Genomic DNA, 21,298 nt, shown 5'->3' with positions numbered 1-21,298 from the left:
TCGCTCACATACGCCGTTCGCCACCGGCTCCACCGGAGCCTCGATTTCCTGCCGCAGCGCGCGCCCACCCCCGCGCCGCTGCGGTACATCCACACGATGAGGTTCATATGACCCGTCCGATTACCCTTGAGGACAGCGCATCCGACCAGGACGTCGCCCCAACGCTCCACCCCGCCGCCATTCTGGCTAGCGACGCCGACGCGCTGAAGGCCGCCCACGCCCTGGCCAACGCCGCCGAAGCAGGCGTCATCCAGCGTGACCGCGAGCGGCGTCTGCCGTGGGAGCTGGTGGAGCGTTTCACTGCCAGCGGCCTGGGTAGCATCGCCGTGCCACGCGCCTTTGGCGGCCCGCAGCTGTCGTACGTGACCATCGCCGAGGTGTTTCGCATCATCAGTGCTGTCGACCCGGCGCTCGGGCAAATTCCGCAAAACCATTTCGGTCTGCTCGGTCTGTTGCACGCCGCGGCCAGCCCAGAGCAACAGCAGCGCCTGTTCGCCAGCGTGCTGGCCGGCTGGCGTATCGGTAACGGCGGCCCCGAGCGCGGCAGCAAGCACACTCTGGATCTGCGTGCGCGCCTGAGCCAACGTGATGGCCGCTGGCTGCTCAGTGGCGAGAAGTTCTACTCCACCGGTGCCCTGTTCGCCCATTGGGTCACCGCCAAGGCGCTGGATGATCAGGGCCGCCCGTGGTTGGCCTTCATCCAGCGCGGCCAAGCGGGCCTGCGCATCGTCAACGACTGGTCCGGCTTCGGCCAGCGCACCACTGCCAGCGGCACCGTGCTGCTCAACGAGGTAGAAGTAGATGAGAACGACCTGGTGCCGCTGTGGCCGCTGGCCGACAAGCCAAGCATCCAGGGCGCGTTTTCCCAGCTGGTTCAGGCAGCCATCGACCTGGGCATCGCCGACGGCGCGGTGCGTGACGCCATTGCCTTCGTGCGCGAAAAATCCCGGCCGTGGGTCGATGCCAAGGTCGATCTGGCCGGTGATGATCCGTACGTGATCGCCGACATCGGGCGCCTGCACATCGAGCTGCACGCCGCCGAAGCGCTGCTGCACAAGGCTGGCCGAGTACTCGATGAAGTGGCCGCCGCCCCCATCGACGCCGACGGCGCGGCGCGGGCCTCGATTGCCGTAGCCGAAGCCAAGGCGCTGAGCACCGAACTCAGCCTGCAGGCCAGCGAAAAGCTGCTGGAGCTGGCCGGCAGCCGCGCCACCCTGGCCGAGTTCGGCCTCGACCGCCATTGGCGCAACGCCCGTACCCATACCCTGCACGACCCGGTGCGCTGGAAATACCACGCCATCGGTGCCTGGCACCTCAACGGCACGCGCCCCAACCGCCACTCCTGGATCTGAGCCCATGAACGCCCACACCCAACCTGACGTGCCGCTGCTGCGTGATGACGCCCAAGCCCTTGCCGTCGCCGACGGCCTGGCCGAGCGTTTCGCCGCCAGCGCCGCCGAACGTGACCGCGAGCGGCAACTGCCCCACGCTGAACTGGCGCAGTTCTCGCACTCCGGCCTGTGGGGCATCAGCGTGCCCAGCGCCTTTGGCGGGCCGGGCCTGGCCAGCGTCACCGTCGCCAAGGTCATCGCACGCATCGCCCAGGCCGATGGCTCGCTCGGGCAGATTCCGCAAAACCATTTCTACGCCCTGGAGGTGCTGCGGGTAAACGGCAGCCAGGCGCAACAGCGCCGCCTCTACGGTGAAGTGCTGGCCGGCCAGCGCTTCGGCAATGCCCTGGCCGAACTGGGTACCAAGACGGCGCTGGACCGCACCACTCGCCTGACCCGCACCGCCGATGGTTACCGCATCGACGGGCGCAAGTTCTACTGCACCGGTGCTCTGTTCGCGCAACGCATCCCGACCCTGGCGATCGACGAAAACGGCGTCGGCTTTCTCGCCTTCGTGCCGCGCCACGCCAGCGGCCTGCAGGTGATCGACGACTGGAGCGGTTTCGGCCAGCGCACCACCGGCAGCGGCAGCGTGGTGTTCGACGGTGTGGCGGTGGCTACCGATGACGTGCTGCCATTCCAGAGTGCCTTCGAGCGCCCGACCACGGTCGGCCCGTTCGCCCAACTGCTGCACGCGGCCATCGATACCGGCATCGCCCGTGGCGCCTACGAGGACCTGCTGCAGTTCGTGCGGCACAAGTCGCGGCCGTGGATCGACGCGGGCATCGAAAAAGCCAGTGAAGACCCACTGACCCAGCAGGAAGTCGGCAAGCTGTGCGTGCGCCTGGCCGCCACAGAAGCGCTACTGGAGCGGGCTGGCGAATTCGTCGACCGCGCCCAGGCCGGGCCGGATGCCGACAGCGTGGCCGCCGCATCGATTGCCGTCGCCGAGGCCCGGGCCATCAGCACGGAAACCTCGCTGCTGCTCGGCAGCAAGCTGCTGGAGCTGGCCGGCAGTCGCGCCACCCTGGCCGAACACGGCCTCGACCGCCACTGGCGCAACGCCCGCACCCACACCCTGCACGACCCGGTGCGCTGGAAGTACCACGCCGTGGGCGACTTCTACCTCAACGATCGCCTACCGCCGCGTCGGGGGACCATCTGATGAGCAAACAGATTCTTCTCAACGCCTTCAACATGAACTGCGTCGGGCACATCCATCACGGCCTGTGGACGCACCCCGACGATCAGTCGGTGAACTTCAACCAGCTGAGTTACTGGACCGACCTGGCCCAATTGCTGGAACGCGGGCTGTTCGACGGGCTGTTCATCGCCGACATCCTCGGCGTTTACGACGTGTACCAGAACGGTATCGACCTGCCGCTGCAGGAAGCCATCCAGCTGCCGGTCAACGACCCACTGCTGCTGGTCTCGGCCATGGCCGGCGTCACCCAGCACCTCGGCTTCGGGGTTACCGCCAACCTCAGCTACGAGGCGCCGTACACCTTCGCTCGCAGGCTCTCCACCCTCGATCACCTGAGCAATGGCCGTATCGCCTGGAACATCGTCACCGGCTATCTGGAAAGCGCGGCCAAGGCCATGGGCCTGAACCAGCAGGTCGAGCACGACCGCCGCTACGACCAGGCCGACGAATACCTGGAAGTGCTCTACAAACTGCTCGAAGGCAGCTGGCAGGACGACGCCGTGCTCGCCGACCGTGGGCAGCGCGTTTACGCCCAGCCCGGCAAGGTGCACAAGGTGCACCACCATGGCGAGTTCTATCAGGTCGAGGGTTACCACCTCAGCCAGCCTTCGCCGCAGCGTACGCCGCTGCTGTTCCAGGCCGGCTCGTCAGCACGCGGCTCGCGCTTCGCCGGCCAGCACGCCGAATGCGTGTTCATTGGCGGCAATGGCGTCGAGGCGGTGCGCGCCCAGGTCGAGCAGGTGCGGGCCAGCGCCGTGGCGGCCGGGCGCGGGGGCGACGCGATCAAGGTGTTCATGGGCATCGCCGTGATCGTCGCACTCACCGAAGCCGAGGCCCGTGACAAACACGCCGAGTACCTGCGCTACGCCAGCCCGGAAGCGGGTATCGCCCACTTCTCCAGCTCCACCGGTATCGATCTGGCGGCCTTCGGCCTCGACGAACCGATTCCGGCGCGCAAGACCAACGCCATCGAATCGGTGGTCAAGTCCTTCACCGGCTGGACCAAGCGTCGCCTGCTGGAACAGCACGCCCTGGGCGGACGCTATCCGGTGTTGATCGGCTCGCCAGACCAGGTGGCCGAACAGCTGATCGAGTGGATCGACGCCACCGGCCTCGACGGTTTCAACCTCACGCGCATCGTCACCCCGCAAAGCTACGCCGATTTCATCGACCTGGTGATTCCCGAGCTGCAACAGCGCGGTCGCTACAAGACCGCCTACGCAGGCGGTGCCCTGCGCCACAAGCTGTTCGGCCAGGGCCCCAGGTTGCCAGCGGATCATCCGGCCGCCGCCTGGCGCGACCCGGCCCGCCTGCAACACGCCAACGTCATCCCCCATGAACTGCGAAACCTCAGCGCCCACGCGCTGAACCTGCTCTGACCTCACAAGGACGCCGCCATGCTCAAATCGCTGAAAACCCTAACCCTCGCCGCCCTGTTCAGCGCCAGCACCCTGGCTCAGGCCGATCCCGCCCTCAAGCTGGGCACCACCGCGGCCTTCGCCCCACCGCTGGAAGTGGCCGTGGCCGAAGCCAGGAAACAGGGGCTGGAGGTGGAGCTGATCGAGTTCACCGACTGGATCGCGCCCAACGTCAGCCTCGCCAATGGCGACATCGACGTGAACTACTTCCAGCACATTCCCTTTCTGGAGAATGCCAAGGCCGAGGGCGGCTACGACCTGGTGCCGGTGGCACGCGGGGTGATCAACAACGTCGGCCTCTACTCCAAGACGCACAAGGATTTCGCCAGCCTCCCGGATGGCGCCAAAGTGGCCATCGCCAACGACCCGGTCAACGGCGGGCGCGGCCTGCAACTGCTGCAAAAGGCCGGGCTGATCGAACTCAAGCCCGGCGTCGCCTACAAGGCGACCCAACAGGACATCATCGCCAACCCGAAGAACATCCGCATCATCGAACTGGAAGCCGTGCAGTTGGTGCGCGCGTACGACGAGGTCGACCTGGTACAGGGCTACCCCGCCTACATCCGCCTGGCCAAGACCTTCGATCCGGCCTCGGCCCTGCTGTTCGACGGCGTCGACCATCCCGAGTACATCATCCAGTTCGTCACCCAACCGGCGAAGGCCAAGGATGCACGCCTGCTCAAGTTCATCGACATCTACCAGCACTCCCCGGCGGTACGCGCTGCGCTCGACAAGGCCCACGGCAACCTCTACCAGGCCGGCTGGGAGAGTTGACATGAGCGGCTTCGACCCCCACCTGCAGCAAGCCGCCGCAGCCAGCCGCATCGCCCAGGCGCACCTGCGCTTCGAACACCTGGGCAAGACCTACGAAAGCGCGCAGGGCCCGGTGCAGGCGCTGCACGACATCGAGTTGTCGATCGAACGCGGCGAAGTGTTCGGCATCATTGGCCGCAGTGGCGCGGGCAAATCGTCGCTGCTGCGCACCATCAATCGCCTGGAACAACCCAGCAGCGGCCGAGTGCTGATCGACGGCAGCGATATCGCCAGCTACGACGACGACGCCCTGGTGGCGCTGCGCCGCCGCATCGGCATGATCTTCCAGCACTTCAACCTGATGTCCGCCAAGACCGTGTGGCAGAACGTCGAGCTGCCGCTCAAGGTCGCCGGCGTGCCGCGCGAAATCCGCCAGCGCAAGGTACGCGAACTGCTCGAACTGGTCGGCCTCGAGGACAAGCATGGCGCCTATCCGGCGCAGCTCTCCGGCGGGCAGAAGCAGCGGGTAGGCATCGCCCGTGCTCTGGTGCACGACCCGCAGGTTCTGCTCTGCGACGAAGCCACCAGTGCCCTGGATCCGGAAACCACCCAGGCGATCCTCGGCCTGCTGCGCGAGATCAACCGGCGCCTGGGCCTGACCGTGGTGCTGATCACCCACGAGATGGCGGTGATCCGCGAGATTTGCGACCGCGTGGTGGTGCTGGAACGCGGTGAAGTGGTCGAACAAGGCCCGGTCTGGCAGGTGTTCGGCGCGCCAGGCCATGAAGTCACCCGCACCCTGCTGGCGCCGCTGCAACATGCCTTGCCGGCGAGCCTGCAACAGCGTCTGCACCGCTCACCCGGCGAGCACGACGACCTGGTGCTGCGCCTGCACTTCGCCGGCACCGGCCTTGAGCCGGATTTGCCGGCACTCGGCGCTGCCCTGGGCGGCCGCGCCACGCTGCTCGACGCCAGCCTGGAACAGATCCAGGGTCACGCCGTGGGCCACCTGATCCTGTCCGTCGGCCCCTCAGCACTCGGCCATGCAACGCTGATCGAAAACGCCCGCACGCTGGCCGACCATGTGGAGGTACTGGGTTATGTCGCTGCTGTTTGAACGCCTGTGGCAAAGCCTGCTCGACACCCTGCTGATGGTCGGTGTGTCCTCCCTGCTGGCCTTGCTGGCCGGCATTCCACTCGCGGTATTTCTGGTCACCAGCAGCCGCGGCGGTATCTTCGAGGCGCCGCGGCTGAACCGCGTGCTCGGCGCCATCGTCAACCTGTTCCGCTCCATCCCCTTCCTGATCCTGATGGTCGCGCTGATTCCCTTCACCCGCCTGGTGGTCGGCACCACCTATGGCGTCTGGGCCGCCGTGGTGCCGCTGACCATCGCCGCTACGCCGTTCTTTGCACGCATCGCCGAAGTCAGCCTGCGCGAAGTCGACCACGGCCTGATCGAAGCCGCCCAGGCCATGGGCTGCCGCCGCCGGCATATCGTCTGGCACGTACTGCTGCCCGAAGCCCTGCCCGGCATCGTCGGCGGCTTCACCATCACCCTGGTCACCATGATCAACTCCTCGGCCATGGCGGGCGCCATCGGCGCCGGCGGCCTGGGCGATCTGGCCTACCGCTACGGTTACCAGCGCTTCGATACGCAGGTGATGCTGACGGTGATCGTCGTGCTGGTGGTGCTGGTCAGCTTCATTCAGTTGGGTGGGGATCGGTTGGCGCAGCGGCTGAACAAACGCTAGGGTACAGCCCGCTTCTCAACCTGCCAGCAGGCCGGTCAGCTGCGGTCATAGGGGTTGCGAGCGCCGGTAAAACGAGGCTCCACCGGCGTGAACACATCTCGCGGGGCGCCCGGGTGAGGGGCACTTCCCGCTGGCCGCAAACCGGCTGCTCGCAGGCCTCGCGCACGTCCCCTGCCGTGTCTAGGCCTGACGTGCCTCCGGCCACTCACCCTCGCCCAGCAAGGCGGCGACGGTTCGCTCGCCAAGGCCCAGCCCCACGCTCATGCCCAGCCCGGTGTGCATCAGCACGGCAGTCAGCCCCTCGGCGACCCGCGTCACGCTGAATGGCCCAGGGCCCCGGGCGCCATATACACCTTGCCAGCGTTCGCGCACCTGCAGCCGCCCGCCCAGGGTATGCTCGGCCAGCTCGATAAGCAGCTCGTCCACGCGCTCTTCATTGAAAGGTGCTGCATCGCTGCCGTAATCATGGGAATCACCGATGATCAGTTCGCCGTAGGGCGTCGGGCTGATCAGCAGATGCACGCCGCACGCTTCCAGCAGCGGGTTGGTGCTTCTGATTTCGGCACGAATCGCTTCGGCCTCGGGCAGGTCGCTGAACGCACCGTAATGCACGCAGCTCAGTCCCGTGAGCACGGCGTGCTGCAAGTCCAACGGCTGCACCAGACGCGCTCGCAGCATCTGCAGGCGGCACACCGACGGCTGCAACCTGGCCATCTGCTCGGCCAGCAGCGTCTGATAATCGTGACCGGAACAGACCACGATGTGCCGGGCCGTGAAGCGTCCCGCGGTGGTCAGGGCAGTACCAGGCTCGACGTCGCGCACCAGGGTCGAAAAGTGGAATTCGACGCCCTGGCCAGCCAGGTAGTCGATGATCTGTGGCAGCGCTTCCCGGGAGAACAGCTGCTGGTCGTCCAGGCCGTGCAGGGCGGCGCGGTGGTGGGCGAAGCGACCGTCATAAAGGCTGTCGAGGGCCGCACCGCGCAGCAGTTCGGTGCGGTAACCGAGGGCCTGGCCGCGTCCGGCGCAGAAGGCCTCCAGCATGGCCTCTTCGGCTTCGGTACGGGCGAACAGCAGAGAGCCCTGCTGCTTCATCGCCAGCCCAGCGCCCCTGCCCAGCTGCGCCCATAGGCCATGGGACTGGCGCGCCAGGTCGAGCATCGGACCAGGCGCCTGGCCGCTTACCAGGGCCTGTCCGAAATTGCGAATGGATGCGCCCAGAGGCGCGCTGCTACGTTCGAACACGTGAACCTTGAGGCCGCGCCGAGCGCCCGCCCAGGCATGTGCAAGGCCCAGTATGCCGGCCCCTACGATCAGCAGGTCACAGTCGTGCTGACTCATGGAAAACTCCTCGTGACGGAAAGTGGCCAGAGCGGCCAGCGGATTGCGTTGGATGACACCTGGCTCACTGGCTGACCGGCTCGGACTTGCCGTCATAGCGCTTGCGCCACTCGGCGAGAATCCGCTCGCGGTTATCCGAGGCCCAGTCGAAATCGTTGTTGATCAGCCGTTGTTCATAGTCGGCCGGCAGCTCCTGAAAACGCTCGGCGATGCCCGGCTGGGCGAGTACGGCGAAGTTGGCCTTGTACAGCTCCATGGCTTCGCGGCTGGCGGCGAAGTCGGCAAGCTTTCTGGCCGCCTCCAGATGCGCGGTACCCTTGATGATCGCGCTCGCTTCGATCTCCCAACCCAGGCCCTCCTTGGGTAGCACGATGGCCAGCGGCGCACCCTTGCGCTTGAGCTGAATGGCCGGGTACTCGAAGGAGATGCCGATGGGAAACTCACCGGCGGCCGCCTGCTTGCAGGGTTTGGAGCCGGAATGGGTGTATTGGCCGATGTTCTGGTGCAGCTTGTCCATGTAGGCCCAACCACCGTCTTCGCCGAAGATCTGCAGCCAGGCGCTGACGTCCAGGTAGCCGGTACCGGAAGAGGCTGGGTTGGGCATGACGATCTTGCCCTGGTAAACCGGATCGGTCAGGTCTTGCCACTTGGTCGGCTTTGGCAGGCCCTGCTTCTCGGCCTCGATGGTGTTGAAGCAGATGCTTGCGGCCCATACGTCCATGCCCACCCAGGAAGGCGGATTGTCGCTGTCGCGGTAATTGCGGCCGATCTTGTCCAGTTCGGCCGGCGCATAGGCTTCGAGCATGCCCTGCTGCTTGAGAATGGCCAGGCTGGAACCCGCCAGCCCCCAGACCACGTCAGCCTGCGGGCGGTTCTTCTCGGCCAGCAGCTTGGCGGTGACGATCCCGGTGGAATCGCGGACCCACTTGATGCGAATGTCGGGATGACGCTTCTCGAACGCCTGCTGGTAAGGCTTGAGCTGCTCGACTTCCAGGGCACTGTAGACGGTCAGCTCGGTGGCAGCCTGGGCATGCAGGGCGCCGGCGGTGAGCAGACCGGCGGCAAGGGCGATGCGCTTGAACATGGCGTGGTTCCTGTGTACGAAGAATGGGCGTGAGAATCGCTCAGAAAGGCTCAGCAGCCTTGGGGGCTTTCGCCCCGAGCCAGACGAGCGTTGATGGCCGTGATGATCGGTGGCAGATCGGCCAGGGTGTCGATCAGGTAATGCGGGCGGCTGTCGGCGAACAGGGCATCGATGCGCTGACGCTCGATGTCCAGGTGCTCGCTGGACAGCGCCTGGTATTGCGCCCAGGTGAGGCCCAGAAAATTGCCGGAAAAGCGCAGCGCCACCGTCCACATGCCGGCCGCACGGCCCTCGAGAATGCCCGGTTCGGTGTCATCGACCTTGACGCAGGCGGCCACGTCGTCGAGGCCCAGCGCGATCACATTGGCCAGCGCCTGGGCAGGGCTTGGCCGCCCCTTCGGTACTTCGTCGGTGGCAACCACATGATCAGGGCAGTAACCTGCCACTGCCGCCAGCTCGACGACCTGTTGCATGACCACCCTCGGATAGCCCGAGCAGCTGCCGATCTTCAGGCCTTGGTCGCGCAGGTTATGCACCACCTCCAGGGCACCGGGAATGAGCGCCGAATACTCACCGACCTTGGCGATCTGCAGAGGCATGAAGCGTTTGTAGATGGCGGTCACGTCGGTATCGGTCGGCAAGCGCCCGAAGCGCGCCTGGAAACGCTCGGCGACCGCCGGCTGGTCGCACAGGGTGCGGATGTGATCCCACTTGCCCATGCCCATGGGGCCACGCGCCTCAGCCAGGCTGATGGTCACGTCGAACTCGGCGAACGCCTCGACAAAGATGCGCGTCGGTGCGAAGGAGCCGAAATCGACCACGGTACCCGCCCAGTCGAGGATGACGGCTTGCAGATGATCGGGATGCTTGTAGTGCATTGACAGTGCTCCGAATGTTCAAAGGCCAGGGGCCGCCCGCCAGGCCTGGGAGCGCCGCAGCAAGCCGCGCGAAGCCCAGGCCAGCAGCAGCGACACGCCGGCGGAGGTGAGAAGAATCAGGGTCGACATGGCGGCGGCGCCGCCAACGTTGCCGGCATCGTCCATATTCAGCACGGCGACGGATGCCACCACGCTGTCGGGGCTATAGAGAAAGATCACCGCCGAGACGGTGGTCATCGCCGAAACGAACAGATAGCGAACGATGTCGAGCAACGCTGGCAGACAGACCGGCACGGTGACCCGCAGGAAGTGGCGCAGCAGCGGCACCTTCAACGACAGTGCGGCCGACTCGAACTCGCCATCCAGTTGGCGCAGCGCGCTGGCTGCGGTCATTTGTGCGGTGGTCAGGAAATGTGCCACGGTGCACATCACCAGCAGCGCCAGGCTGCCGTAAAGCCCATGCAGCGGATTGGCCGGCAGGTTGAAGAAGAAGACGTAACCGAGTCCGAGCACCAGGCCGGGCACGGCCATGCGGATGAAACAGAGCAGGCGCAGCGCCTGGGTCAGCGCGGTTTGGCGGGTCTTTTCCAGCAGGTAGCTACCGGTGAAGATCAGCAGGCTGCCGAACAACGCCGTGGCGGTAGCCAGCAACAGGCTGTTGCGATAAGCCAGCCAGCCTCCGGGCAGTTCCGAAAAGGTGTAGTTGTGCAGCGACAACGACAGGTCGTAAGGCCAGAACTTGACCAGCGACGAATACACCGCCATGCCGAACACGCCGAGCAGAGCCGCGCACACCAGTACAACCAGCAACAGAAAGGCCATGTCGCGATTGGCGCTCGGCTGCGGGTGATAGACCTGGGCACGCCCCCCATGGCATCGCGCTGACGGCGACGCAACCAGAAGTCGATCGCAAAGGTGAATAGCGCCGGCAGCAGCAGGAACAGCCCGATCAGTGCGCCGCGGCCAAACTGCTGCTGGCCGAGTACCGCCTTGTAAGCTTCCAGCGCCAGCACCTGGTAGTCGCCACCGACCACCACGGGCACACCGAAATCGGTGATGCACAGGGTAAACACCAGGCAGCCAGCAGCGAATACGCCTTGTCGGCTCCCGGGCCAGGTGATGCTGCGAAAGGCGCGCCAGGGTGAGGCGCCCATGCTCGAAGCAGCATCGAACAGGCGTGCGTCGGCCAGCGCCAGAGCACTGAGCAGGACCATCAGCGCATGCGGAAAGGTATAGATGGCCTGGCCCAGCACGATGCCCCAGAAGCCGTAGATGCTGCCGGGCATCCAGTCACGCAGCATGCCCTGATTGCCGAACAGGTAGATCAGTGCGATGCCGGGCAGCATGGAAGGTGCCAGCAGCGGCAGTAGCGATATGCCCCGCCACAGCGCTTTGCCCGGCAGGCAGGTGCGCAGCAGACCGTAGGCGAACCCGTAAGCCAGGGGCAGCACCATCAGCACCACGGCCAGCGCACTGGTGAGGCTGTTGCCGAGCAGCCAGCGAAAATTGGCACTGCCGAACAGCTCTACGGCTGCAGCCAGGCCACCGCCCTGCCCCGGATCGCCCATCAGGCCACGCCAGAGCATGGCCAGCAGGGGCAGCAGCACGGCCAGTATCAGCAGCGCCAGCAGCAACCATTGGCCGCCCAGCACGAACAGCCGGTCGGGCAGATCCCTCGAGCGCTGCTGCTTTCTCACTGTGCTCGCCATCATCGCGACCTGTTCCATCAGGCAAACACCTGCAAGCTTCGCGGCGGCAGGGCCACGCGAATCTGCTTGCCATGCAAATGGGGCAAGGCTTCGGGAGCTATTTCGGCCAACAATGCATGGCCCGGCAGAGCGTCCAGCTCGAAGCTGACGCGGCAGCGGTTGCCAAGAAAGGTCAGCTCGTGCAGTTGCGCCGCAAACAGGTTGTCCTGCTCCAGCGTGGGGTTCACCAGAATCGCTTCGGGCCGGCAGAATAGCCGGCCGCCAACACCTTGCGCGGTGTCGGCCAGGCGTATGCTCAATTGCCCGACACGGGCATGGGCGCCGTCGCGCTCGAATGGCAACCAGTTGCCCTGGCCAACGAATTGGGCGACGAAAGGTGTCGCTGGCGCGTTGTAGATGGCCTGAGGGGTAGCGTACTGCTCGATCCGCCCCTGATTCATCACCGCGATGCGGTCGGCCATCAGCATGGCTTCTTCCTGATTGTGCGTGACCATCAGGGTGGTGATGCCGAGCTGGCGCTGCAGGCTGCGCAGCTCGCCGCACAGGTGCTCACGTACCTGGGCATCGAGGGCCGACATCGGCTCGTCGAGCAACAACAGCGAAGGGCTCGGTGCCAGGGCGCGGGCCAATGCCACGCGTTGCTGCTGGCCGCCGGAGAGCTGTGCCGGATACTTGTGTCCGCTGCCACTCAGGCCGACCAGCTCGAGCATCTCGTCGACACGCCGGCGCACCTCGTCACGTCCGCGGCCGGACAGGCCATAGGCGACGTTCTGGGTGACCGTCAGGTTGGGAAACAGCGCGTAGGACTGGAACAGGATGCCGTAATCCCGGGTCTGTGGCGGCAGTGTGGAGACGTCTCGCCCGGCGAAGTGCAGACTCCCCTGCTCCTGACGCTCCAGGCCGGCGATGCAGCGCAGCAGAGTGGTCTTGCCGCAACCGGACGGCCCGAGCAGGCAGACCAGTTCGCCGGCTTCGACATCCAGTGATACGCCATCGAGCGCCTTGAAGGTGCCGAAGCCTTTGTGAATGCCGCGTATTTGCAGGTCGACGGTAGCCATGCCAAGAACCTCGTTTGGAATCGAACGAGCGTCATCTTGGTATCGGCGTGCGAAGCCTTTATGGCAGTTGGGCAAAAGTTACCGATAGTGGTATCAGCGTTTTTGTGCAGGCTGGCCCTGCTCAGGCCTCAGTACATTCCCGGGCGATGGCCAGGAAAGCCGCCGGCAGGCGCGCCTGCCGGCGTTCACGCAGGCAGTAGAGGTACTCCGGAATCAGCGGCGCGCCGTCCAGGGTGATGACGCGCAAATCGGGGTGGTCCGGCACCTCGTGACGGGCGATGACCGTGATACCGATATTGCGCAGCACCGCCTCGCGGATCGATTCGCGGCTGCCGATCTCCAGGAGCACGCCAGGGGCGACACCAGCCTGGCGCAGCATCTGCTCGGTGAGCTGACGTGTGATCGAGCCCACCTCGCGCATCAACAGGCAATGCCCGGCCAATGCCGAGGGCGGCAAAGATCTGTGATTGGCCAGCATATGGCTGCGGTGTACGGCCAGCACCAGCGGATCCTCGCCAAGTCGCAGGCGGGTGAAGCGTGAGTCCTCTTCCAGTTGCGAAGAGGCGGCCAGATCGACCCGGTACTCCTCCAACGCCTCGATCACCTGCAGCGAGTTGCCGGTTTCCAGCATCACCTGAATCGGCGGCAGGCGCTCGCGAAAGCGTCTGACCAGCTCGAGCACATAATAAGGGGCGGTGGCGGCTATGCGCAGGCTACCCTGCAACTGCCCACCATTGCGCAGGTTGAACTCGATATCCGCCTCCTGCTGCAGCAGGCTCTTGACCATCGGCAGCAGACGCGCGCCCTCTTCACTCAGAGCGAACCGCCGCCCACCGCGATAGAACAGCTCGACGCCATACTGGGCTTCCAGGTTACGAATCTGGCTCGTCACCGTAGGCTGGCTGAGGCCAAGCTTCTTGGCCGCCTGGGTGATACTGCCCAGACGCGCAACCATGTGGAACGACTTGAGCTCGGCAAAAAGCATCTGCGATCAGGCGCCTCGGTTCGCCAACCCATTCAGGCTGCCGAGTTGGTGGAGCACGAATGGTACGCCGGCAAAGTGGCTAAAAGCCATAGGTGGTTTATCGCCAGCGCGCCGCCCAGCGCCTGACTGGCGAACAAGCCTTCCAGTGTTCTGTGCAGTGCAGGGGCATGCAGCTACCCGTAATCCGTTCGCCAGCATCCTCGCCGTACCGAGCTGGCCCCTGGTGCCGGTGATCACGATCATTACCGGGATCAGCATCCAGGCCGTGCATGCGAACACCTTCAACCCGTTCCTGTTCACGCTATCAGCGCGATGGCCTGCATCATGCGCAAGCTGGATTTTCCGCTGTCAGCGGTACTGCGGGGTTTCATCCTCGGCAAGCTATCGTTCTAGGAGCCTGTTCAAGGCAGAAGCGGCCGTCCCCGATCCACTGTGAGAGCACGCCTTGCGCGCGAAAAATCGCGGGCATGGCCCAGGCGTCCCCGCGCGCTCCCACAGGTACTGCGCCGCACGTAGCTGCCAAATCGTCGAACCTCGGTTTGAAGACGTTGAGCAGGTTCTAACGGGGCCTGGCCAGCATCCTTCACGATAGTTTGCATTCCACGCAGCCAAGCGTCAGGCGGGACCTAGAGCGGCATACGCCGATCCAAGGCAGGCCTCGGCGCAACTTCCTCGCCACCGGTTTACCAGCCTATGCGCTTCGCGTCCTTTCATGTGGTCGTGATCAGGCGTGGCTCTTAAAGCGAACCAAGGGGCTAAGCGATTTGCACTGAGCGCTGCTCTATCTATCACGAACTTTTCAGACAACCGCTGACCTCACCTAGGAATATATAATTTTTATTAAATAAAAAATGACCGATAAAAACAAAATAGGTTATATAAAGTTATGCAATAGGGATATTCTGCCTCACGCGCTGCAGACATTCTCAGCCTCAGCTAACATCCTGTAAAATTCCGGCAAACATACCTGTTGACATCATAAAAATCTGGCGTATAAGTTCGAGATGAGCTTTGTGCGTAGCTTGCCAAGTCCTTATATTTCACGAAAGCAGGCAAAGGCTCCCATAAGCATATAGTTGGCTCCTAATGGCTTATTACTGGCGAGATCCTTCCCGCGCACAACCTGGCAGAACATTTATCGAACACAGGCAGAATACGAGCCTGACCAGACGGAAGTAGCGTTAAAAAGCAAGGATGCAGCCTCCTCTGTAGCAAAGTCATTCAGTACATTCTAAACCGCTTCGGCGCGGCGTGATGTCTGTGTCGCTTACCTAACGTTCCTACGGCTATTCGCGACATCAATTCGTCAATAACCTCAAGATAACGGAATAGATACAATAGTGGCAGGCTCAGTCAACCAATAGTAAAGCGCCCCTAACATATTGTCCTTGTCTGATGATGCCCCCATTAATTCACAATCAAAAATAACCCAATACCTATTTCGCCTAACTTGATTAATCCTGTACAGCTTCAAAAATTAGACAGCTAGCAAAAATTAATTTTTATTCAAACGAGCAAGGAGATTCAAATGAAAGCGTTCGGCAAGATGGGTTATCCATTGGTAGGTGCAGTCGACCATCTCGGCAAAATAGCTTCTGCCGCACAAAAAGCTACTGCTGATACCATACAAGCATTCAAACAGGCGACCTGGAGTACAGGGACGGAACAATCCGCATTGGTGGCAGCCTCCATTGCAGAGACAGCAAGCGCCACAGTTGATCTATGGAGCAGTGGTCGAGATGAACTCAAAAGGATGGGGGATGACTTTTATCGGTTTACCGAGTCGGGTGCGAAGCTTTTCACTGGAGTGGTGAAAAATGGTGGAAATCTGGTTGCTGAAGGGTTGCAGTCCAACGTGACCTTCAACGACATCAAGGCTTTTGCAGGCTCGGCCTATCTAGATGCTCGATCATTCATTGACAACGGCAATACCGTCGCCCTCAACATTTTTGATGTTGCCAATGGTGTTCGCGGCGCCCTCGTTAATACGCATGACATTGAATTAGGCAACGCAGACGGCTTAGCTGCTTTGAACATCAGCCTCAGCGCCTTAGGCAGCCGTTCGGAAGGTTACATTCCAGATGACCGTGGAAATTACGGGTTAGTGCCTTTTACGCTTAAACCTACTGAAATCGGCGCAGAGTTACCGTTTAACTTCTTACTGGCCGGAGCGTTGAGTCTGAATCCGATCACCCTTCCATTCGCGCCTTTTGTGCTCAGCGCCGACCTTGGAGGTATAGGCTTTGTCGGCAAACTCAACATGGAAGGTTTTGCGTTCAAGCCATATATCACAACTGGCATAGGTACCGCAGGACCTATCGGCGGTAATGTATCTGCCGAAGCGGGTATCTACAATCAAGTCCAATTGATCAAGTGGAACGAGTTTTCGATAAAAGAGCTACCTGTAATCGGTCAGATCGCCGCGTATATACCTGGCGTATCCACGCTTTCATCGCACGTCCCCATACTGGATATCAACTTCAACACTGATGCCTATGTGCAGGCCCAAGCGAGCGCCAACTTGGTGGGGATCAAGCCCAGTGCGCAACTCGAGTTTATTCACGATGTTGGCAACACTGTGAACATCCTCGCCGGTATATTCAAGGAAACCGCTGGCGTTGCGGTCGAGGGCGCCAAGCACGTCGTTGCAACTGCACTTGATTTGCACACAGAAGGGCCCGCTGTGGAGCTGATTGGCATTGATACCCTAATGGAACAGAACTATCTGGCTGCTTAGGCTAGGTACCGTTAGACGCGCACATGGATGTGCCACCAATCCACTGGGTGGCAATGGCCACTAACCAGGCACCACCAGCAACAGGGTTCATTTCAATATATCGATAGCAAGCGAGCGTATAGGCTTGCTTCCGCATCAGGCAGGTAGATGAGGCTTTGCGAATCCAGATGCTCAGTGTCTGAGCAGTACAGCCGAACTTTTTGGATATCGCCTCAATGGCGTCCACTGGAATGTATGCGACCAACGGACTTTATAAACCATCCGTACAGCACGCTCGCGGACTTCGGGAACCAGTTTCATTGGCTTTGGCATAGTAGCTTTAGTTTCTCAAATGGTGGAGCCCCCGTGAAACCTGGGGCGGTTCAATCTGGCATTTGCGATCACAACATAAAGCTCGACAAAATTTAAATTGATAAAATATATGACCAGCAATCACACAGTTGATGTATAGGAAATTATATATCAACTTATATAAGCAAAGGAGTAACTTTATGCTAGATTTGACTCAAGAAGAGCTTGACAGTGTAAGCGGCGGCAGTGGTGGCTTTGTTAGCAAACTTCCTATTCTCGGCCTTATAGTTGCCCAAGAAGTTTTTTCCGAACTTACAGCACCGCTAAATAACGCTTTAGTGAATGCTTACAATCCTAATGCAGCGACGGATAGCGCTCCTCTTTTAACGCGAATCGTAGAGGGCGGAAAATATCTATTTTCGTCTTGATTTTTCGCAAGGAGTGGCCTGAAGCAGCATTTTTGGGGCTGCTTCTTTGTCTCCAAACTTTAAAAATTAGCCGTTTGGGGGATAGTTTTACATGGGAATTTTCAGTTTCAGAAAAAGAGCTTCAAAAACTGCTCTTATGAAAATATTATTTTTAAATGCATGAACCTTGGAAACTAAACATGTTAAAAATAGATTATAACTCCTATCGTTCTACCAGTAGCTTTGGCAAGAGGGTTAGGTTTCTTGTCCTACATTACACGGCTTTAAATTTTAGAGACTCGATCAAAGCTCTTACTAGTAGTGTAAGCGCACACTATCTTGTTCCCGATCCTTCTGAGCAAACATATATTGACGCTGGTTTCAAAGGTGTGAACGTGTTCAATATTGTCGATGAGGTTGATCGTGCATGGCACGCCGGTGTAAGTAGCTGGAGTGGCCGAAGTAATATTAATGACACATCTATTGGCATTGAGACCGTTAGCCTCGCTGAAGACAATCATGGTGCTTTTAATTTCCCCCCCTTTAACGCTCTACAAGTTGATGCCATCAAGCAGCTCGCATTGAATATCATCCAGCGCTATCCTGACATTACACCTACAAACGTTGTCGGTCATAGCGACATTGCGGTCGGCAGGAAAAGTGATCCGGGCGCGGCGTTTCCTTGGAAAGAGCTTTACTTGGCGGGCATTGGGGCTTGGTATGACGATGCAGACAAGTTGAAATATGCGGAGCAATTTAAAGCCAACTTACCATCTAAATCAGAAATTCTTACTAAGCTTCAACGCTACGGATACGACATTTCTGGTGCTGATTCAGATATTGGATATAGGAACTTGCTGCGTGCTTTTCAGCTTCATTTTCGCCAAAGTAATTACTCCGGGGTATTAGATTTAGAAACGGCATCTATTATTTACGCGTTAGTAGACAAATATTTTTCATAACAGGTGCCGGTATTGCTCAAGGGGGTATTGGCGCCTACAGCGTTGCTGGCGGTGCTGGGGGCGGTTTCGGTACCTGTCCAGCCGTCATAGAGCCCGGTTGTCAGGCCCGCCGTGATACCGGTGACGGCGTAGCCCTTGAGCGCATCGCTGGCGGTCACGTCCTTGAGTACGGCGCCCAGGTCGCCCCGGTTGTTGAGGGTGCTGATCGCTGCGCCGCTGGCCGCCGAGGTGCCGATGGCCGTGGCGCCGACATTGGCCCAACCGGCAGCTTGGGTAGCAGTGGCCGCTGACCAAGCGCCGCCAGCTGCGGGGGCACCCGCAGCACCGGCAAGCGCATTGCTCATCCAGGGCCCGGTGAAGTACGCCACGGCAATCGCAACCACTATGGCCGCACCACCGCCCAGCCCCGAGTGGCTGTATTTGAAGCTGTCGTGGATTTCCTTGACGTGCCGCCAGTCCACATCACCGCGCTGTTCGGCTTGCTTGAGCCACGCCAGGTTGGGGTCGGCCTGGACCATGGCGTCGATGCTTTGGCTGACGGTCTGTCGATCGAGCTGGTTGAGGTCGATGCGCAGGCCGTCCACCGCGGCGATCACGGTTTCGCCCTGGGCGATCAGTTGGCTTTGCACCAGGGTTTCGTCGGTCTTGCCCTTACCCTTGGCCGATTGCCAGGCGAAGCTGCTTTTGCTTTTTTCGCGGCTCTCTTGTTCCAGATCCTTCACACCCTCGAAGGCGATCTGGCCTGCGCTGGACACTGTCAGGTCGGCGCCGCTCTCCAGCCGCGCCGCCTGGTAGGTCTGATCACCGCCACTGAGCAGTGTCAGGTCGCCACCGGCCTGGATGTCGCTGCCGACGTGGGTGACGTCGGTGGTTTCGTCGCGTTTGAAGCTATTGCGCCCGAAGCTACCTTTTTTCTTTTTCTGGTGCAGCGCGTAGTCGGAGTCCTGGGCAGCCAGCAGTGCCAGCTCGCCACCGGCCACCAGGTAGGCTTGTTCGCCGGCCGTGACGCGGCTGGCGATCACGGCCAGATCGCCGCCGGCGCTGATGTCGAGGTCGCTCTCTGCGCTGAGGGTCGCGGCTCGCTGGGTGACACGATCCTTCTGATCGGTGACCCGCTTGGTGCGCCACAGCGCGTGGCTTTCATCCGCGGCCGAGGCTACGGTCAGGTCGTGCTCTGCCCGCAAGGCGAGGTGGCGACCGGCACTGAGGTCGCTGGCGGTCACGCTCAGGTCACGGCCGGCGCTGATGGTCAGGTCACGGCCAGCACTCACCTCGCCACCGAGCTGCGTCACGCGTTCGTCGAGGAACCAGTTGCCCCAGGAGTGGTGCTGTACGTCCTGCACCGCGGCAAGGTTGACATCGCGGCCCGCCTGGATTGCCAGGTCGCTCCGGCTGTCCAGTACGCCGCCCAGGGATGTCGCCGTCAGGTGCGATCAGGCTGACGTCGCGACCGGCGATATCTGCTTTTTAAAGAATGATTGACCTGTGAAACGCACTGGCCGAGCCGCGATAGTTCTATCGATTCCGCCAAAATCTATGACTCTGACCCTATCGATTCAGAACTGAACGCTTCGCCACCGTCGCCGCCGATTACTACCCGCCGCTCGGCGAACCCGCCTACACTCGCGACCGCATCGTCCCCGGCATCAAACTGCGCGGCCTCTGGCTGCAACAGGCCGGATTCGAGGTCAACGAGAAGATACGCATCCGGGTGATGCAGGGGTGTTTGGTGATTACGGCCGAGTGAAACAAATAGCCCCGGCAAGGCCGGGGCTATTTCTATTCAAGGAAACTCAATATTGCATTTTGACAAATAAATCTGCCGCCTCTTTATTAACTTATCCAGGAAATCCGATCTTCATCTAAGTAATAGAGCCCCTCAAGCCCCCCTGAGATTTGAGGCAGTTCGAGAAGAGATTCTGAAATATATGAAATAGGCAAGACCATTCTCAGCTCTTGAGCTCTTGCAGAATAGTCCCCCCAAGAGGGCTTAACCATCCCATTCCAGAATGTAACAGAGGAGCCATCCTTAAGAAGAATAACAGGCTTCAAATACTCAACCTTTCCACTGCCATCCCAGTACAGATAGCCTAAGTACCTAGAGCTATCTGCCCCAAGGAACCCAGCCCGAACAATTAGCTGAGCGTCAGCACAAATTTCCTTCTCAAGGAGAGGACGGACTGTCAGTTCATCTTCTACAGACTCATCCATGGGAAAGTACCAAACACCAAAGCAAGCAAGATCATCAATAGCTAATTCATACACCTGCTTATCAGCCATTCTCATATACCTATTTAATCAGATGTTTGATTGAGTCAAAAAATTCGGGCCGACCTATATCGCCGTAGGCTTTCTGCAACCCCGAGCTTACTTGCCCAGCAGTATACGTAGCCGGCTTACCGCCTACCATGGGAGGTAAATACTTACTTATAGCCTTATGCATAGCATCAGGATTCACCTTCCCAGTATGGGAATATTGGGTAATTAGAGTCGCAGGATGATCCAGCATGTCATTCTTCGTGTACCCCAGCATCTTGCCCAAATATTGAGGCAAGGTGTGATGCGCTTGGAATCCTTTGTTTAACCCCTGAAGCTCTCGATAAGTAGGGCTAATTACGTCAGGAACAGCCTGCGCAGTTGCTTTTGCCCCAAAGGTAAGCGGCTAAAACTTAGCCGCTCACTCACCCACCTACATATCAACACCAAGTTGATCTGCAATTCCCCTCAGACGTAGAGAGACTTCCAGAATTTCATCTTTACTCAAGCCACAATATGTCGAAAGGGAGTCCTTAGGCAGATTTTGCACCAGAGCCATACCACATGAAATAAAGTACCGTAACTCTTTAGGCGTGACTTCGAGATAAATAGACTCAAGCCCACTATTAAATTCAGTCATTTCTTGGGAACCTGCGATTTAATATAGTTTTCCCAACCAACGCCACCTTTGTCGGGCCTGAATGCCGTAGCCTCACCTCTCTGCCCTCGAATAACAATGGTCTTCGTAGAACTATCAAGATAGTAGACCGTACCATCAACAGCTTGGCGGCGCTCAATTGCTGGATTGGAGACAATTTTTTTCTACAAAACTCTGGAATTGGCTTTTTGTGTTGATGCCAAGATCAGCAAACTCTTGCCGTCCGACTACATGCTTCTGGAACGCATGACCGCTTGCGACCTCCTCAGCCAAGAGCTGAGAATTGAGCCTACCCTGATTGATAGCACTTTCTGCGCCACTACTGCCTTTTGCCCCAACTGTATCACCCGACGCGAATTTCGTTGTCCAGGCGTCCAGGCCCAGACGCGGCGCGGCTTCCCAGCGCGTTACACCCAAG

At 60.5% G+C, this 21,298-nt stretch carries 16 protein-coding genes and 5 pseudogenes; 11 read left to right on the top strand and 10 right to left on the bottom strand.

Annotated elements, in window-relative coordinates; all coding sequences use genetic code 11:
* The first annotated feature begins 107 nt into the window (after positions 1 to 107).
* The 6 genes and pseudogenes from BVH03_RS25465 (at position 108) to BVH03_RS25440 (ending at position 6,517) form a co-directional block, all read left to right on the top strand.
* Positions 108 to 1,352 carry an SfnB family sulfur acquisition oxidoreductase gene (locus tag BVH03_RS25465; RefSeq protein WP_075963795.1) on the top strand — a complete coding sequence of 415 codons (1,245 nt, stop codon included), beginning with the start codon at positions 108 to 110 and terminating at the stop codon, positions 1,350 to 1,352.
* Positions 1,353 to 1,356: 4 nt separating this feature from the next.
* Positions 1,357 to 2,556 carry an SfnB family sulfur acquisition oxidoreductase gene (locus BVH03_RS25460; RefSeq protein WP_075963794.1) on the top strand — a complete coding sequence of 400 codons (1,200 nt, stop codon included), beginning with the start codon at positions 1,357 to 1,359 and terminating at the stop codon, positions 2,554 to 2,556.
* The gene (locus BVH03_RS25455; RefSeq protein ID WP_075963793.1) at positions 2,556 to 3,974 is read left to right on the top strand and encodes an LLM class flavin-dependent oxidoreductase; all 1,419 of its coding nucleotides are present in this window, start codon (positions 2,556 to 2,558) and stop codon (positions 3,972 to 3,974) included. The genes BVH03_RS25460 and BVH03_RS25455 overlap by 1 nt, the downstream gene beginning before the upstream one ends.
* 18 nt (positions 3,975 to 3,992) lie before the next feature.
* Positions 3,993 to 4,787 carry a MetQ/NlpA family ABC transporter substrate-binding protein gene (locus BVH03_RS25450; RefSeq protein WP_075963792.1) on the top strand — a complete coding sequence of 265 codons (795 nt, stop codon included), beginning with the start codon at positions 3,993 to 3,995 and terminating at the stop codon, positions 4,785 to 4,787.
* A gap of 55 nt (positions 4,788 to 4,842) precedes the next feature.
* Positions 4,843 to 5,883: pseudogene (locus BVH03_RS25445) on the top strand (methionine ABC transporter ATP-binding protein); the annotation flags it as partial.
* Positions 5,867 to 6,517: a methionine ABC transporter permease gene (locus BVH03_RS25440; RefSeq protein ID WP_168175677.1), complete on the top strand. Its 651-nt coding sequence runs from the start codon at positions 5,867 to 5,869 to the stop codon at positions 6,515 to 6,517. The pseudogene BVH03_RS25445 and the gene BVH03_RS25440, both read left to right, overlap by 17 nt.
* A 180-nt stretch (positions 6,518 to 6,697) precedes the next feature.
* On the opposite strand, the gene BVH03_RS25435 is transcribed toward BVH03_RS25440, so the two are convergent.
* The 6 genes and pseudogenes from BVH03_RS25435 to BVH03_RS25410 all read right to left on the bottom strand — a co-directional run bounded on the left by BVH03_RS25435 (position 6,698) and on the right by BVH03_RS25410 (position 13,569).
* The gene (locus BVH03_RS25435) at positions 6,698 to 7,855 is read right to left on the bottom strand and encodes a TIGR03364 family FAD-dependent oxidoreductase (protein WP_075963790.1); all 1,158 of its coding nucleotides are present in this window, start codon (positions 7,853 to 7,855) and stop codon (positions 6,698 to 6,700) included.
* A gap of 64 nt (positions 7,856 to 7,919) precedes the next feature.
* The gene (locus tag BVH03_RS25430; protein ID WP_075963789.1) at positions 7,920 to 8,939 is read right to left on the bottom strand and encodes a putative 2-aminoethylphosphonate ABC transporter substrate-binding protein; all 1,020 of its coding nucleotides are present in this window, start codon (positions 8,937 to 8,939) and stop codon (positions 7,920 to 7,922) included.
* 50 nt (positions 8,940 to 8,989) lie between these two features.
* Positions 8,990 to 9,817, bottom strand: a complete 828-nt coding sequence (gene phnX, locus BVH03_RS25425; protein ID WP_075963788.1) for a phosphonoacetaldehyde hydrolase — start codon at positions 9,815 to 9,817, stop codon at positions 8,990 to 8,992.
* A gap of 18 nt (positions 9,818 to 9,835) precedes the next feature.
* A pseudogene (locus tag BVH03_RS25420) lies at positions 9,836 to 11,529 on the bottom strand (putative 2-aminoethylphosphonate ABC transporter permease subunit).
* Between the two features lie 14 nt (positions 11,530 to 11,543).
* On the bottom strand, positions 11,544 to 12,584 hold the full coding sequence (locus BVH03_RS25415; RefSeq protein ID WP_075963787.1) for a putative 2-aminoethylphosphonate ABC transporter ATP-binding protein: 1,041 nt from the start codon (positions 12,582 to 12,584) through the stop codon (positions 11,544 to 11,546).
* A 121-nt stretch (positions 12,585 to 12,705) separates the two neighbouring features.
* Positions 12,706 to 13,569 (bottom strand): LysR substrate-binding domain-containing protein, encoded by an 864-nt coding sequence (locus tag BVH03_RS25410; protein ID WP_075963786.1) that lies wholly within the window; start codon positions 13,567 to 13,569, stop codon positions 12,706 to 12,708.
* A gap of 187 nt (positions 13,570 to 13,756) precedes the next feature.
* On the opposite strand from BVH03_RS25410, the pseudogene BVH03_RS27065 reads away from it, so the two are divergent.
* The 4 genes and pseudogenes from BVH03_RS27065 to BVH03_RS25400 all read left to right on the top strand — a co-directional run.
* Positions 13,757 to 13,953, top strand: a pseudogene (locus tag BVH03_RS27065) (tripartite tricarboxylate transporter permease); the annotation flags it as partial.
* 1,144 nt (positions 13,954 to 15,097) lie between these two features.
* Positions 15,098 to 16,306 (top strand): hypothetical protein, encoded by a 1,209-nt coding sequence (locus BVH03_RS25405; protein ID WP_075963785.1) that lies wholly within the window; start codon positions 15,098 to 15,100, stop codon positions 16,304 to 16,306.
* 491 nt (positions 16,307 to 16,797) lie between these two features.
* The gene (locus BVH03_RS26290) at positions 16,798 to 17,025 is read left to right on the top strand and encodes a hypothetical protein (RefSeq protein WP_143486076.1); all 228 of its coding nucleotides are present in this window, start codon (positions 16,798 to 16,800) and stop codon (positions 17,023 to 17,025) included.
* Between the two features lie 179 nt (positions 17,026 to 17,204).
* Complete coding sequence (locus BVH03_RS25400; RefSeq protein ID WP_075963784.1) at positions 17,205 to 17,966, top strand: N-acetylmuramoyl-L-alanine amidase; 762 nt, start codon at positions 17,205 to 17,207, stop codon at positions 17,964 to 17,966.
* On the opposite strand, the gene BVH03_RS25395 is transcribed toward BVH03_RS25400, so the two are convergent.
* Positions 17,936 to 19,309 (bottom strand): hemagglutinin repeat-containing protein, encoded by a 1,374-nt coding sequence (locus BVH03_RS25395; RefSeq protein WP_075963783.1) that lies wholly within the window; start codon positions 19,307 to 19,309, stop codon positions 17,936 to 17,938. The genes BVH03_RS25400 and BVH03_RS25395 overlap by 31 nt on opposite strands.
* Before the next feature lie 284 nt (positions 19,310 to 19,593).
* Here BVH03_RS25395 and BVH03_RS25390 point away from each other — a divergent pair.
* Positions 19,594 to 19,713 (top strand): annotated as a pseudogene (locus BVH03_RS25390) (SymE family type I addiction module toxin); the annotation flags it as partial.
* 86 nt (positions 19,714 to 19,799) lie between these two features.
* Here the strand turns inward: BVH03_RS25390 and BVH03_RS25385 are convergent.
* The 3 genes and pseudogenes from BVH03_RS25385 to BVH03_RS26710 form a co-directional block, all read right to left on the bottom strand.
* A complete protein-coding gene (locus tag BVH03_RS25385; protein ID WP_075963820.1) occupies positions 19,800 to 20,246 on the bottom strand; it encodes a hypothetical protein in 447 nt (148 codons plus the stop codon).
* A gap of 409 nt (positions 20,247 to 20,655) precedes the next feature.
* Positions 20,656 to 20,862: a hypothetical protein gene (locus BVH03_RS26285; RefSeq protein WP_143486075.1), complete on the bottom strand. Its 207-nt coding sequence runs from the start codon at positions 20,860 to 20,862 to the stop codon at positions 20,656 to 20,658.
* A gap of 153 nt (positions 20,863 to 21,015) precedes the next feature.
* A pseudogene (locus BVH03_RS26710) lies at positions 21,016 to 21,298 on the bottom strand (hypothetical protein); the annotation flags it as partial.

The organism is Pseudomonas sp. PA15(2017) (assembly GCF_001945395.1).
GTDB lineage: Bacteria > Pseudomonadota > Gammaproteobacteria > Pseudomonadales > Pseudomonadaceae > Aquipseudomonas.
The sequence above is the reverse complement of the archived record's forward strand: the minus strand, read 5'-3'. Positions and strand labels throughout refer to the sequence as shown.